A 13,841-nucleotide genomic window follows, 5' to 3' on the forward strand; every position below is an offset into this window, starting at 1 on the left:
TAATTAACGACGACCTTCAGCAATAGCGGTAACAGCTTGTAATTCAGCGGCTTCCTGCTCTTGCTGCTCCTGGCGCTCACGCACGTCGAGGATCTGGTTGTTGATCAGACCTTCTTCGATTTCGCGAAGTGCAATAACGGTGGTTTTATCGTTTTCTTCCGGTACCAGCGGATCTTTACCGCCTACCTGCATCTGACGAGCGCGACGCGCGGCGACCAGCACCAGGTCAAAACGGTTACCAATTTTCTCTACAGCGTCCTGAACAGTTACGCGTGCCATACTTAAAATGCTCCACAGGTGAAGAAATGACTGGGCATGATACTGAAAGTGGGTTCAGTCTGCCAACAGTTTGGTGATTAATGCGTCATGTCGCTGCTTCTGGCGGCTCATACGCAGACGTTCTGCGCGAAGGATAGTTTTGAGATCGCTCAGCGCGGCATCAAAATCATCATTCACAATAAGGTAATCATATTCCGCGTAATGGCTCATTTCTGCAACTGCCTGCGCCATACGCTTCGCGATAACTTCTTCGCTGTCCTGGCCGCGACCACGCAGGCGGCGATCCAGTTCATCTTTCGATGGCGGTAAAATAAAGATACTGCGCGAATCAGGCATTTTCTTACGAATTTGCTGCGCGCCCTGCCAGTCGATATCCAGGAACACGTTCACGCCGGTCGCCAGAACCTGCTCAATGGTTTCACGCGAAGTACCGTAGTAGTTACCGAAAACTTCTGCGTGTTCAAGAAACGCGTCTCTGCCAATCATCGCTCTGAATTCGTCGTGATTCACAAAGAAATAGTGTTCACCGTGCACTTCACCCGGACGCGGTGCTCGCGTGGTGTGAGAAACAGAAACCTGCGTATCGTACAACGGTTGGGTTTTTAACAGTGCCTGAATAAGGCTGGATTTACCCGCGCCACTAGGGGCAGAAACAATATAAAGCGTGCCTTGAGCCATGAGAGTCTTTTGTATGTGTTAACGAAGAAGTCCTACATACGGGCTTATTATACACGTCGCCGCTGTGTGACGTAGCCTTTGTCACACTTTTTCCCCTGGATGATTAAATTTTGCGTGCCGTTTTCAGCTTTTACCTTCTTTTTGCTGCAATAAAAACAATGCGCTGAAGCGCGCTCGTAAAATGCAATTTTGCAGCTGGTCTGCGGCTCCCGGGCAGGGTATACCCTTCGCAAAACAGGGAGGGGTAATAATGGTGAAATGGATAAGCATACTGATGATCTTCTTAAGCAGCAGGGCGATGGCAATCTGTCCGGTCTGGTCACCGGCTAAAGCCGGGCAGGAGATCGCGGCCCTGAAGGCGCAGCTGACCCGCTGGAATGATGATTACTGGAAGCAGGGCCGCAGCGAGGTGAGCGACGACGTTTACGACAGGCTTAACGCCCGCTTAAAACAGTGGCAGCGCTGTTTTCACGATGAGCCGCTGCATGACGATCCCCCTGCCGCCAGCGGGACGGTGAAGCATCCCTTCGCCCATACCGGCGTGCATAAAGTAGAAAGCAAGCAGGCGCTTAGCCGCTGGATGGCGACGCAGCAGGATCTCTGGGTACAGCCAAAGGTGGATGGTGTTGCGGTCACCCTGGTCTACAAAAACGGCAAGCTGGTGCAGGTGATTAGCCGGGGCGACGGCTTACAGGGGGAAGAGTGGACGGCACAGGCGCGAATGATCCCCGCTATTCCGCAAACGCTGGCCGGGCCGCTTGCCAACAGCGTGTTGCAGGGTGAACTTTTTCTGCTGCGCGAGGGGCATATCCAGCAGCGGATGGGGGGGATGAACGCGCGTGCGAAGGTAGCGGGGGCGATGATGCGCGCGACCGATCGCGCAGCGCTGAAGCAGACAGGCATTTTTATCTGGGCCTGGCCGAACGGCCCAAAAGTGATGAAAGCACGCCTTTCCGCGCTGGCGGAGGCAGGTTTTACCCTGACGGCCCGCTATACCCTGCCGGTTAAAAACGCGGCTGACGTGGAAGCGCAGCGGACGGCCTGGTTTAAGGCTTCGTTGCCCTTCGCCACGGATGGCATTGTGGTCCGCGCTTCGGCAGAGCCGCCGGGCGAGGAGTGGCTGCCGGGGGAAGGGAGTTGGGTCGTCGCATGGAAATATCTTCCTGTAGCCCAGGTGACGGAGGTCAAAGCGATTCACTTTACCGTTGGCCGTACCGGGCGGATCACCGCGATTGCGCAGCTTGAGCCGCTGATGCTCGACGATAAACGCGTACAGCGCGTCAGCTTAGGGTCGGTTAACCGCTGGCAGAGGCTGGATATTGCCCCCGGCGATCAGGTGCTGGTAAGCCTGGCGGGACAAGGTATTCCCCGGCTGGATAACGTGGTGTGGCGCAATGTGGATCGCCGTAAACCGCAGCCGCCCTCATCGCGCTATAACGGCTTAACCTGTTTCTATGCCTCCCCGGAATGCATGGAGCAATTTTTTGCCCGGCTGACGTGGCTAAGTTCCAGGCAGGCGTTAGATATCGAAGGAATGGGCGAATCAGGATGGCGGACCCTCTATCAGGCGCATCGGTTTGAGCACCTCTTCTCCTGGCTACAGCTCACGCAGGCGCAGCTCACCGCGACGGCGGGGATATCGGCATCGCATGGCGCTGCGCTGTGGCATCAGTTTAACCTGGCGCGGGAGCGACCTTTTATCCGCTGGATCACCGCGATGGGAATACCGCTGGCCCGGTCGACGCTCAAGGCGGCAGGGGATCGCACCTGGCAGGCGCTGATTCAGCGAAGCGAAGCGGAGTGGCGGATGCTGCCGGGTGTCGGGCAGGAGAAGGCCCGCCAGATCGTAAACTGGCTGCATCAGCCTCAGATTGATGCCCTGGCAAAATGGCTGGCCGCAGAGCACATCGGTGGATTTTAATCTGCGTGCGCTCCTGAACAGACTGGCGAGGGGGCACACTTCCGCTGCCGTGAATAGCGTATTTATGAGACGCGGTTTATATACGCAATAATTATGAATATAAATGAATTATTCATGGTAAATATATTTTGAGGAAATATTATTCCTGAACCCAATTTCAGAATTTGCTCTGCTTGCGTTTTTATTTTCTTTGAGAGAACGGCTTAATTGATCTCAATCACTATTAATCGAGAGCAATAGCCGGGAATGAAGGAGTTATAGGTGATGCAGCCTGAGTGTTGATCGTTTTGTTGCTTTTAATTTCAGTAGGTTAACTATTTTATTAATAATATGTTGAGTGTTTTCTGGTTAACAATTAGTCATATTTATTCTGCCGGAAATCATTGCGCCAAATTATTATAAGAATTATCTTATCCAAAATTTTTAAGGTAGTTACCGCTGGGGTGCATTTCGCATCACTTCTGCGTTTTCCTTTCTTTTTGCACCCCGTGAGGGGGTTAACTATCTGAACTCCAATTGAAGCAATTAAAGGTACCGAAATATATCCTGGCGGTTTATATGCGCTGGTGTTCAGAGCCCTGGGCTTTTACATGGATGATTTTCCGTCCCTGTCGGGCCGGAATTCAGCCCCGGGCTTTATGCCCGTTAACCGGGACCTGGTTTCCAGGTGCTCATATTTTTCTTCATTTGAATGAGGACCAAAAATGAAAAGGACGCTTTGTACAGTGCTGACGGCACTCACGCTGGCGACTGCCCTGCCTGCTATAGGCGCTACCACCGAAGCAGGTAGCACCAGCGCAGCAACAACCGGTACAACAACCGGAGCAACGGTGGGAACTACCGCTGGCACTACGGGGGGACTGGCGGCAGGCGCGATTGGGACAACCGCTGTTGTCACCACCGCTGCGATTGCCGGCGTAGCGACGTTAGCCGTTGTCGCGGCAAGCGACAGTGGCGATGACTCAGGCAATGGTACTTCCACGACGACAGTTACCCGCTAAGGCTGGTGCGCAAGGCGATATAGCTTTGCGCTGAACAGCGCAACGACTTGACCCGGTGGCGATATCAAAGCCGGGTATTTAATTGATTTCAATGTTATTTAATCAAGGATTTCTGGTGAGACTGTTTATTCTGCTCATCATGACTCTGCTGATCCAGGGATGTACGCCGAGCCAGCAGAGCATTATTGAGACCTTTAACGCCAGCCTGGACGGGCGCCAGGATGTGACGGTAACGGACGAGCAGATTCAGGTGCTCCCATACTCAACCATGTACCTGCGTCTGGATAATGGCCCGAGGATCCTGGTGGTTCTCGGATACATCGAACAGGGAAACAGTAAATGGTTATCGCAGGATAATGCGATGATCGTCACGCATAACGGTCGCCTTATCCACACGCTCAAACTTCCTTATAACCTGCTTGAGGTAACCAACCTTGAGCACGATCCGCTGCGCCACACGCCGCAGCTCCGCGACGGCAGCCAGTGGTCGCACGATGTGCGCTGGCAGGAAGAGGGGCGGTATCGCTCCGCACACCTCACCTCGCGCTTCTCCCTGAGCGGGACGGAAAACCTGACCCTTGCCGGAAACACGCTACGTTGTCAGGTCTGGCAGGAGACGGTGCAGGCCGACGGCCTCGATCGTCGCTGGCATAACACCTTCTGGATCGATTCCGCCACCGGCCAGGTACGCCAGAGCGAACAGATGCTCGGCGCGGGCGTATTCCCTCTCGCCATGACGATGTTGAAGCCCGCCCCATGAACAGACTCAGAAAATGGTTACCTGGCGTAGGGCTCTCTCTCTTCAGCCTGTCCGCCTTATGCGCAAGCGTCGTTACCGTGCATCAGCCGGGCAAAACGTGGTCTGCTGGACAGGCCGATACGCTCTCCCGGCTGGTCACCCAGCCGCAGCTGGAAAACGTCTGGTGGCAGGGCGCTGTCATCGCAACCCCTTCCGCCACGCGGCGCGCGCAACAGACGCAACAGCAGGTGCTGGCGTCGCTTTCAGCCTGGCAGAATCGCGTCGATGACGAGCGGATCGCGACCATTCGCGCTGTCGCTACACAGATCCGCTCCCTGCGGATCGTCGGGCGGCAGTTTGTCAGCCTCGATCCAGACGCCGTGCGTACCGACGCCCGCGGCGATCGTTCCCTTGAGGGCCGTTACGATCTGTGGCTCTCGCCTGCGCCCCGCACCGTCACGCTGATGGGGGCGGTCGCCACACCGGGGAAACTGGCCTGGCGACCGGGCGCAAGCATCAGGGATTACTTACAGGGGCAGCTGCGGCTGGCTGGCGCCGACAGGAATAACGTGACCGTTATCGATCCTGACGGCAGTACGGTTGTTGCGCCGGAGGCGTACTGGAACGCACGCCATATTGAAGCAGAGCCGGGCGCTGTTCTGTGGGTGGGGTTTGATCCCCGGGCGGTGCCGGACGATTTTACCGGTCTGAATGAGCAAATCGTTGCGCTCCTGACGCGGCGGATACCTGACTAATGAACAAACTTTTTTTACTGAGCGGCCTTGCTCTGGCGATCTCTTCTGCCTGCCACGCGGAGCTGCGTACCTGGCCCGATCCGACCGGACCTTCACAGTCCGACTTTGGCGGCACCGGCCTGATGCAAATGCCCGACGCGCGCTTTGGCCGGGAAGGGGAATTCAGCGTCAACTACCGCGATAACGACCAGTATCGTTTTTACTCCTCTTCGGTCGTGCTCTTTCCGTGGCTGGAAGGGACGATTCGTTATACCGACGTCCGCACCCGCAAATACAGCAGCGACGAGGATTTCAGCGGCGATCAAAGCTACAAGGATAAGTCGTTCGATTTTAAGGTTCGTCTGTGGGAAGAGGACTATAGCCTGCCGCAGGTGGCGCTCGGCAAGCGCGATATTGCGGGCACCGGCCTGTTCGACGGTGAATATCTGGTTGCCAGTAAAATGGCCGGACCGGTCGATTTCACCTTTGGAATAGCCTGGGGATATCCCGGTAATAGCGACAACGTGGGTAACCCGCTGTGCCACGACAACAATAAGTATTGCACCCGCGGCGAATCGCATGATGCCGGGGATATCAGCTTTAGCGATATGTTTCGTGGTCCGGCGTCGCTGTTTGGCGGACTCCAGTATCAGACACCCTGGCAGCCCCTGCGCCTGAAGCTCGAGTATGACGGCAACAATTATGCCGATGATTTTGCCGGCTCCATTAAGCAGTCGAGCCATATTAACGTGGGGGCGGTCTATCGCGTTGCCGACTGGGCCGATCTCAACCTCAGCTACGAGCGCGGCAATACGCTGATGTTTGGCTTCACCCTGCGGACCAACTTTAACGATCTGCGCCCCGCGCTGCGTGATAACCCGAAACCGGCCTGGCAACCGGCACCGGCAGGCGAGAAGCTGGACTATACCTCGGCGGCAAACCAGCTCACCGCGCTTAAGTACAACGCAGGCTTCGATGCGCCGGAGATCCTTCAGCATGGCAATACCTTATACATGACCGGCGAACAGTATCGCTATCGCGATCCGCGCGAAGCGGTGGATCGCGCCAACCGTATTCTGATCAATAACCTGCCCGACGGGGTCGACACGATCGCTATCACCCAGCAGCGTGACCATCTGCCGCTGGTCACGACGCAAACCGATGTCGCCAGCCTGCGCAAACAGCTGGCGGGACAGCCGCTCGGCCAGGAGGAGGCGCTCAGGCAGCAGCGCGTCGAGCCTGTGGATACCACAGCGTTCGGGCGCGGCTACCGTATTCGCGCCGATCGCTTCAGCTACAGCGTCAAACCGACGCTGGCGCAGTCGCTGGGCGGCCCGGAAGATTTCTATATGTTCCAGGTGGGGGTGATGGCCAGCGCAAGCTACTGGCTGACCGATCGTCTGCTGCTCGACGGCGGCGTGTTCGCCAACCTCTATAACAACTACGACAAGTTCAAATCCTCGCTGCTTCCCGCTGACTCCAGCCTGCCGCGCGTCAGAACCCATATTCGCGATTATGTCAGCAATGATGTCTACATCAACAACTTACAGGCCAACTATGTCGATGCGCTGGGGCACGGCTTCTATGCCCAGATTTATGGCGGCTACCTCGAAACCATGTACGGCGGCGTGGGAGCAGAGGCGCTCTGGCGCCCGCTTGATAGCGACTGGGCGCTGGGCGTGGATGCGAACTACGTCAAGCAGCGCGACTGGGACGACATGATGCGCTTCACCGACTACAGCGCGCCAACCGGATTTATCACCGCCTACTGGAACCCGGCGAAGCTCAACAGTGTGCTGATGAAGCTGAGCGTCGGGCAGTACCTGGCGAAGGATAAAGGCGCCACCCTCGACGTCGCGAAGCGATTCGACAGCGGTGTGACGGTAGGCGTCTGGGCGGCGCTGACCAACGTCTCGAAAGAGGATTATGGCGAAGGTGGCTTTAGCAAAGGCTTCTACATCTCGATCCCGCTTGATCTGATGACGATCGGCCCAAATCGCAACCGGGCGGTGGTCTCGTGGACGCCTCTCACGCGTGATGGCGGCCAGATGTTAGGCCGTAAATATCAGCTCTATGACATGACGTCAGAACGCGAAACCCCGGTAGGGCAGTAGTACCGGATGAAACAGGCATTACTTAACCAGATGATTTTCCTGAATGAAAAACGTTAAATTTTCCGTGCTTGCGTTGGCTATGATGGCGTTAAGCGGTTGTACTATCGTACCGGGCCAGGGACTTAGCACCCAGGGCAAAGATATTATCGATCTGCCTGACAGCAATTACGATCTGAATAAGATGGTCAACGTCTATCCGCTCACGCCGGGGCTGGTGGAGCAGTTGCTGCCTGGCAAAGTCGACTCCCGCGCGAATCCTGAACTGGATCGCCAGCTTCAGAACTACCAATATCGCATCGGCGTCGGCGACGTGCTGATGGTTACCGTCTGGGACCACCCGGAGCTGACCACCCCCGCAGGTCAGTACCGTAGCGCCAGCGATACGGGCAACTGGGTGAATGCCGATGGCACGATCTTCTACCCCTATATCGGCAAAATCCGCGTCGTCGGCAAAACGCTGGCCCAGGTGCGCGATGAGATCGCCGCCCGGCTGGACTCGGTGATTGAGAGCCCGCAGGTGGATGTCAGCGTCGCGGCGTTCCGCTCGCAAAAAGCCTACGTGACGGGCGAAGTGGCTAAGTCGGGCCAGCAGCCCATCACTAACATTCCGCTGACCATAATGGATGCGATCAATGCGGCAGGCGGCCTGACGTCAGAGGCGGACTGGCGCCACGTGGTGCTGACCCACAACGGCCAGGACACGCACATTTCGCTCTACGCGCTGATGCAGCGCGGCGATCTCACCCAGAATAAACTCCTCTATCCGGGCGATATTCTCTTCATTCCCCGTAATGACGACCTGAAAGTGTTTGTCATGGGCGAGGTGGGTAAACAGAGCACCCTGAAGATGGACCGTAGCGGCATGACGCTGGCGGAAGCGCTGGGTAATGCGCAGGGCGTAAATCAGGATATGGCCGACGCCACGGGGATCTTTGTGATTCGTCCGTTGCAGGGCAAGCAGAACGGCAAAATCGCCAACGTCTACCAGCTTAACGCCCGGGATGCCACCGCGATGGTGTTGAGCACCGAATTTCAGCTTGAGCCTTACGACATCGTCTATGTCACCACCGCGCCGCTGGTGCGCTGGAACCGCGTGATCTCTCAGCTTGTGCCGACCATTACCGGCGTACATGACCTGACTGAAACAGGGAGATATATCAGAACATGGCCAAACTAACGTTTAACGCCATCCTGGTGATCTGTACCGGCAATATCTGCCGCTCTCCCATTGGGGAACGGCTGCTGCGCCGGCTGCTTCCCGCCGCCCGGGTCGATTCAGCGGGAACGTGTGGCCTGGAAGGGCGCACCGCCGATTCACAGGCGACAGAGATCGCCGCCGAACGCGGCACCCTGCTTGAGGGCCACGTGGCGCGCAGGCTCACCCCCGCCATGGTGCGCGACTACGATCTGATTCTGGCGATGGAGCTGGAACATATCGAGCAGGTCACGGCTATCGCACCGGAGGCGCGCGGCAAAATGATGCTCTTTGGTCACTGGACGGGCAGAAAAGAGATCCCGGACCCCTACCGTAAAAACCGGGACGCATTTGAATATGTTTATGGGCTGCTGGAGCAGGCCAGTCTGGAATGGGCGAAACGGCTCAGTTAATCACACGGGATAGTTACGTTTTATGTCAACAAATAACCTTCACGCCCATGATGCGTCTGCCGCGAATAACGAGATCGATCTGGTGCGCCTGTTGGGTGAGCTGCTCGACCACCGAAAATTTATTCTCATCCTTACCGCGCTGTTCACGCTGGCGGCACTGCTTTATGCGCTCTTTGCCACACCAGTTTATCAGGCCGATGCGCTGATACAGGTGGAACAGAAGCAGGGCAACGCGCTACTCAGTAACCTTAGCGAGTTCATCCCTGACTCCTCGCCTGAGTCGGCGCCGGAGCTTCAGCTTCTCCAGTCGCGCATGATCCTCGGTAAAACGATTGATGACCTGAACCTGCGCACGCAGGTAAGTGAAAACTATTTTCCCCTTGTCGGACGCGGCTGGGCGCGGCTCACCGGGCAACAGCCTGGCATCGTCGATATCCGTATGCTCAATCTTCCCCCTGTCGCGGGTCGGGCGCAAAAGCTGACGCTGACCGTCGGCGAGAACGGCCACTATCAGCTGGAAGGCGATAACGTGACGTTACAGGGCGTCGTGGGACAGCTACTGAGCGCGGCGAATATCGCCATTACCATTGCCGCTATCCAGGCGAAGCCGGGTACGCAATTTACGATTACACAGCTGAGCGAGCTGGAGGCCATTGACGCGCTACAGCTGCGTTTTTCCGTGAGCGAGCGCAGCAAGGACAGTGGGATGCTTGGCCTGACCATCACGGGGGAAGATCCCGATGAGATGGCGCGCGTGCTTAACTGCATCGCCGACAACTATTTACAACAGAACGTGGCTCGCCAGGCGGCGCAGGATGCGAAAAGCCTGCAATTTTTGAAGCAGCAGCTTCCGCAGGTGCGCAGCGAGCTGGACCAGGCCGAGGAGAAGCTCAACCGCTATCGCCAGCAAAATGACTCCGTTGACCTGAACCTGGAGGCAAAAGCGGTGCTGGAGCAGATTGTAAATGCGGACAATCAGCTCAATGAACTGACCTTCCGGGAAGCGGAAATTTCGCAGCTCTACAAAAAAGATCACCCCACCTACCGGGCGCTGATTGAGAAACGCCAGACGCTGGAGCAGGAAAAAAACCGCCTGAATAAACGGGTATCGTCCATGCCGTCGACCCAGCAGGAGGTGTTGCGCCTGAGCCGTGATGTGGAGTCGGGACGCGTTATCTACCAGCAGCTGCTTAACCGCGAACAGGAGCTGAGCATCGCCCGGTCGAGCGCAATTGGTAACGTCCGCATTATCGATCCGGCCGTGACCCGGCCGCAGCCAGTCAAGCCGAAAAAAGCGCTGGTCGTCGTTCTGGGGGTTCTCCTGGGTCTGTTCGTCTCTGCGGGCTGGATCCTGGCGCGCAGTATGCTGCGTATGGGCATTGAAACGCCGGAGCAGCTGGAGGAGCATGGGATTAACGTCTATGCCACCGTACCGCTGTCGGAATGGCTGGCTAAAAAGATGCGTTTGCGCAAAAAAGACTTTATGTCCTCAGGGCTGCGCCATAAGACCAAACATATCCCCTTCCTGGCGGCGGATAACCCGGTCGATCTCTCCGTGGAGGCGATTCGCGGCCTGCGCACCAGTCTGCATTTTGCGATGATGGAGTCAGCGAACAATATACTGATGATCTCTGGCGCCACGCCTGACAGCGGTAAAACCTTTGTCAGCAGTACCCTGGCGGCCGTCGTGGCGCAGGCGGGCCAGAAAGTGCTCTATATTGATGCGGATATGCGTCGCGGGTATGCCCATGATCTGTTTAAGCTCGACAATACCTGCGGCTTATCGGAGATGTTGTCCGGTAAGGCGGAGTATACCCAGGGCGTTCAGACCTTCGATAAAGGCGGGTTCGATACCATCGTGCGCGGGCAGATCCCCCCTAATCTGGCGGAGCTTCTGATGCATACGCGTTTCCAGCAGCTGCTGGACTGGGCGAATGAACGCTACGATCTGGTGATTATCGATACGCCACCGATCCTGGCGGTCACCGACGCGGCTGTTGTCGGTCGTCGCGCAGGCACCACGCTGCTGGTCGCCCGCTTCGGGATGAACAGCGTGAAGGAGATGCTGGTCTGTGTACAGCGTCTGGAGCAGAGTGGCGTCAATACCAAAGGGGTGATTCTCAACGGCGTCGTTAAGCGGGCAAGCAACGCTTACGGCTACGGCTATCATCACTACGGTTACAACTATTCGAGTAATTGATTATCCGGCGCCTGCCCGTTCTGACATTAATGCGCATTGTGTTTGTAATGAAAAACGGGAAGGCCCAGCTTAAGGCGCAATGCCAGCATACGCGCGGTGAAGCCAAACAGCAGGGTGGAGATAACCACCACATCGTGGCTGGTGACATAGTGCTGCAAGGCGACATAAAGCACCGCCGCGGCAAAGGAGATGCCGGCATACAGTTCCTTCTGGAAAACCAGCGGGATACGTTTGCAGAACATATCCCGCAGCACCCCGCCAAACACGCCCGTGATCACGGCAGCAATGGTGGCGATAACCGGGCCTTCACCCATATCGAGAGCGATCTGCGCGCCGATGATGGAAAAAACAATCAGCCCAAGCGCATCCAGCACCAGGAACACGCGGCGCAGATGAGGCATCACCGGGGCCACAATCGTGGTTAGCACGGCTGCCGTTGCCACGATAATGACGTACTCAGGGTTTTTGACCCAGCCGAGCGGATAATGGCCAAGCAGGATATCGCGTACGGACCCGCCGCCGAGCGCGGTGGCCGTGGCAATAATGATCACGCCGAAGGTGTCCATACGGCGACGTCCGGCGGCGAGCGCGCCGGTCATGGCTTCTGCGGTAATGCCAATAAGATAGAGAATGTGAAGCAGCATAAACCCTCCGGAATGAAGAGGAGGAGATTAGCGATTTGTGCGGAAGATCACGATTGAGATTTTCTAAGGCGAGGGGATTTGCCCTACAGAAATTTATCAACGCATGCCTGGCGGGCTTGTGATAAGGCGGGAGGAAAAGAAAGTAAGGCTAAATAAGGATTAGAAAAAGTAATGGGTGGTGTGCGAGGCAACACCACCCTGAAAGGAATTACTCGATATTCTGGATCTGCTCGCGCATCTGCTCAATCAGGACCTTCAGCTCAATCGCTGAATTGGTTACCTCGGCATTGATAGACTTAGACGCCAGCGTGTTCGACTCGCGGTTGAACTCCTGCATCATAAAGTCGAGACGGCGGCCTACCGCTTCTTTCTTCTTCAGAATGTTGTAGGTCTCTTTAACGTGCGCTTCCAGACGATCCAGCTCTTCAGCCACGTCCACACGCTGCGCCATCAGCACCAGCTCTTGTTCCAGACGGTTGTTTTCCAGCTGAACTTCCGCCTCTTCCAGTTTGGCGACAAGACGCTCACGCTGCCATTGCAGCACTTCTGGCATATGAGCGCGCACTTTAGCGACTTCGGCGCTCACGCCTTCAAGGCGTTGCTCAATCATCGCTTTCAGCGCCTGGCCTTCGGTTTCGCGGGCAACGATAAAGTCGTCCAGCGTGCCGTCGAGTGCAGCCAGGATTTCAGCGGTAATCGCGTCCAGATCCTGCTCTCCGGCGGCCATCACGCCAGGCCAGCGCAGAATATCAACCGGGTTGATCTCGCCTTCATCGCTTTGCATTTTGACCCAGTTCGCCGCATTAACCAGCTGTTTTGCCAGCTTTTCGTTCAGGATCAGTTCGCCCTGTGCACTGGCATCGGGCTCAAAACGCAAATTACATTCCACTTTCCCGCGGGTCAGACGCGTACGGATACGCTCACGCACCACAGGCTCCAGGCTGCGGAACTGTTCCGGCATACGGAAATACGTTTCCAGATAGCGCTGGTTTACCGAGCGCATTTCCCAGGTAGCGCTACCCCAGCTACCCTTGATTTCACGCCGGGCGTAGGCGGTCATACTGCGGATCATAGACATTCCCGTTTTTAAAGGAGAGATGGGGGGATTATAGCTTTCAGGGGCTTCTCAGGATAGGAATAAGCGTCCTTTATCCGTATAATGCGCAGCCACATTCGTTTCAAGCCGGAGAATCCATCATGCGTCCAGCAGGTCGTAGCGCCAACCAGGTGCGTCCCGTCACCCTGACCCGTAACTATACAAAACACGCTGAAGGCTCCGTGCTGGTTGAGTTTGGTGACACCAAGGTGCTTTGCACCGCGTCCATTGAAGAGGGCGTGCCTCGCTTCCTGAAAGGTCAGGGCCAGGGGTGGATCACCGCCGAATACGGTATGTTGCCGCGCGCAACCCATACCCGTAATGCCCGTGAAGCGGCAAAAGGTAAGCAGGGCGGCCGTACTATGGAGATCCAGCGCCTGATCGCGCGTGCGCTCCGCGCCGCGGTTGACCTGAAAACGCTGGGTGAGTTCACCATCACGCTGGACTGCGACGTGATCCAGGCCGATGGTGGCACGCGTACGGCCTCTATTACCGGTGCCTGTGTGGCGCTGGCAGACGCCCTGAACAAGCTGGTTGCCGCCGGTAAGCTGAAAACCAACCCAATGAAAGGGATGGTTGCTGCTGTCTCCGTTGGTATCGTTAACGGCGAAGCGCTTTGCGATCTGGAATACGTTGAAGATTCTGCCGCAGAAACCGACATGAACGTGGTGATGACCGAAGATGGTCGCATCATTGAAGTGCAGGGGACGGCAGAAGGCGAGCCATTCACCCACGAAGAACTGCTCACCTTGCTGGCGTTGGCCCGAGGGGGTATCGAATCTATTGTAGCGACGCAGAAAGCGGCGTTAGAAAATTGATTTTAAGGC

Annotated in this window: 13 protein-coding genes; 9 read left to right on the forward strand and 4 right to left on the reverse strand. The window is 56.5% G+C overall.

What is annotated here, in order from left to right; all coding sequences use genetic code 11:
* Positions 1-3: 3 nt before the first annotated feature.
* Entirely contained in the window at positions 4-279 is a 276-nt protein-coding gene (gene rpoZ, locus RS584_RS00550; protein WP_000135058.1) for a DNA-directed RNA polymerase subunit omega, read from the reverse strand.
* 54 nt (positions 280-333) lie between these two features.
* Entirely contained in the window at positions 334-957 is a 624-nt protein-coding gene (gmk, locus tag RS584_RS00555) for a guanylate kinase (RefSeq protein WP_006177710.1), read from the reverse strand.
* A gap of 250 nt (positions 958-1,207) precedes the next feature.
* Here gmk and ligB point away from each other — a divergent pair, with 250 nt between their 5' ends.
* The 8 genes from ligB (at position 1,208) to etk (ending at position 11,274) form a co-directional block, all read left to right on the forward strand.
* Positions 1,208-2,878: an NAD-dependent DNA ligase LigB gene (gene ligB, locus RS584_RS00560; protein ID WP_315748766.1), complete on the forward strand. Its 1,671-nt coding sequence runs from the start codon at positions 1,208-1,210 to the stop codon at positions 2,876-2,878.
* Positions 2,879-3,582: 704 nt separating this feature from the next.
* Positions 3,583-3,879: a hypothetical protein gene (locus RS584_RS00565; protein WP_017383628.1), complete on the forward strand. Its 297-nt coding sequence runs from the start codon at positions 3,583-3,585 to the stop codon at positions 3,877-3,879.
* Between the two features lie 115 nt (positions 3,880-3,994).
* On the forward strand, positions 3,995-4,639 hold the full coding sequence (locus RS584_RS00570; protein ID WP_193042197.1) for a YjbF family lipoprotein: 645 nt from the start codon (positions 3,995-3,997) through the stop codon (positions 4,637-4,639).
* Positions 4,636-5,373: a capsule biosynthesis GfcC family protein gene (locus RS584_RS00575; protein ID WP_315748767.1), complete on the forward strand. Its 738-nt coding sequence runs from the start codon at positions 4,636-4,638 to the stop codon at positions 5,371-5,373. The genes RS584_RS00570 and RS584_RS00575 overlap by 4 nt, the downstream gene beginning before the upstream one ends.
* Positions 5,373-7,466: a YjbH domain-containing protein gene (locus tag RS584_RS00580; protein ID WP_315748768.1), complete on the forward strand. Its 2,094-nt coding sequence runs from the start codon at positions 5,373-5,375 to the stop codon at positions 7,464-7,466. Before RS584_RS00575 ends, RS584_RS00580 begins: the two co-directional genes overlap by 1 nt.
* A gap of 43 nt (positions 7,467-7,509) precedes the next feature.
* Positions 7,510-8,643 carry a polysaccharide export protein gene (locus tag RS584_RS00585; RefSeq protein WP_032646765.1) on the forward strand — a complete coding sequence of 378 codons (1,134 nt, stop codon included), beginning with the start codon at positions 7,510-7,512 and terminating at the stop codon, positions 8,641-8,643.
* Positions 8,631-9,074 (forward strand): protein-tyrosine-phosphatase, encoded by a 444-nt coding sequence (locus tag RS584_RS00590; protein WP_015570047.1) that lies wholly within the window; start codon positions 8,631-8,633, stop codon positions 9,072-9,074. Before RS584_RS00585 ends, RS584_RS00590 begins: the two co-directional genes overlap by 13 nt.
* A gap of 22 nt (positions 9,075-9,096) precedes the next feature.
* A complete protein-coding gene (gene etk, locus RS584_RS00595) occupies positions 9,097-11,274 on the forward strand; it encodes a tyrosine-protein kinase (RefSeq protein WP_315748771.1) in 2,178 nt (725 codons plus the stop codon).
* 26 nt (positions 11,275-11,300) lie between these two features.
* Here the strand turns inward: etk and RS584_RS00600 are convergent, their stop codons facing one another.
* Complete coding sequence (locus tag RS584_RS00600; RefSeq protein WP_015570045.1) at positions 11,301-11,918, reverse strand: trimeric intracellular cation channel family protein; 618 nt, start codon at positions 11,916-11,918, stop codon at positions 11,301-11,303.
* Between the two features lie 208 nt (positions 11,919-12,126).
* A complete protein-coding gene (locus RS584_RS00605) occupies positions 12,127-12,990 on the reverse strand; it encodes a YicC/YloC family endoribonuclease (RefSeq protein WP_003860907.1) in 864 nt (287 codons plus the stop codon).
* 125 nt (positions 12,991-13,115) lie between these two features.
* Here RS584_RS00605 and rph point away from each other — a divergent pair, with 125 nt between their 5' ends.
* Positions 13,116-13,832 (forward strand): ribonuclease PH, encoded by a 717-nt coding sequence (rph, locus tag RS584_RS00610; RefSeq protein WP_015570044.1) that lies wholly within the window; start codon positions 13,116-13,118, stop codon positions 13,830-13,832.
* Positions 13,833-13,841: the final 9 nt, after the last annotated feature.

The organism is Enterobacter sp. DTU_2021_1002640_1_SI_PRY_ASU_LCPMC_013, assembly GCF_032389435.1.
In the GTDB taxonomy this organism is placed as follows: Bacteria; Pseudomonadota; Gammaproteobacteria; order Enterobacterales; family Enterobacteriaceae; genus Enterobacter; species Enterobacter hormaechei_C.

Bases quoted from the DNA above. Each gene is read 5' to 3' on its own strand.
- RS584_RS00580 (WP_315748768.1), top strand. From the start codon at position 5,373: ATGAACAAACTTTTTTTACTGAGCGGCCTTGCTCTGGCGATCTCTTCT.
- rpoZ (WP_000135058.1), bottom strand. From the start codon at position 279: ATGGCACGCGTAACTGTTCAGGACGCTGTAGAGAAAATTGGTAACCGT.
- RS584_RS00605 (WP_003860907.1), bottom strand. From the start codon at position 12,990: ATGATCCGCAGTATGACCGCCTACGCCCGGCGTGAAATCAAGGGTAGC.
- gmk (WP_006177710.1), bottom strand. From the start codon at position 957: ATGGCTCAAGGCACGCTTTATATTGTTTCTGCCCCTAGTGGCGCGGGT.
- RS584_RS00590 (WP_015570047.1), top strand. From the start codon at position 8,631: ATGGCCAAACTAACGTTTAACGCCATCCTGGTGATCTGTACCGGCAAT.
- RS584_RS00585 (WP_032646765.1), top strand. From the start codon at position 7,510: ATGAAAAACGTTAAATTTTCCGTGCTTGCGTTGGCTATGATGGCGTTA.
- etk (WP_315748771.1), top strand. From the start codon at position 9,097: ATGTCAACAAATAACCTTCACGCCCATGATGCGTCTGCCGCGAATAAC.
- RS584_RS00575 (WP_315748767.1), top strand. From the start codon at position 4,636: ATGAACAGACTCAGAAAATGGTTACCTGGCGTAGGGCTCTCTCTCTTC.
- rph (WP_015570044.1), top strand. From the start codon at position 13,116: ATGCGTCCAGCAGGTCGTAGCGCCAACCAGGTGCGTCCCGTCACCCTG.
- ligB (WP_315748766.1), top strand. From the start codon at position 1,208: ATGGTGAAATGGATAAGCATACTGATGATCTTCTTAAGCAGCAGGGCG.
- RS584_RS00565 (WP_017383628.1), top strand. From the start codon at position 3,583: ATGAAAAGGACGCTTTGTACAGTGCTGACGGCACTCACGCTGGCGACT.
- RS584_RS00600 (WP_015570045.1), bottom strand. From the start codon at position 11,918: ATGCTGCTTCACATTCTCTATCTTATTGGCATTACCGCAGAAGCCATG.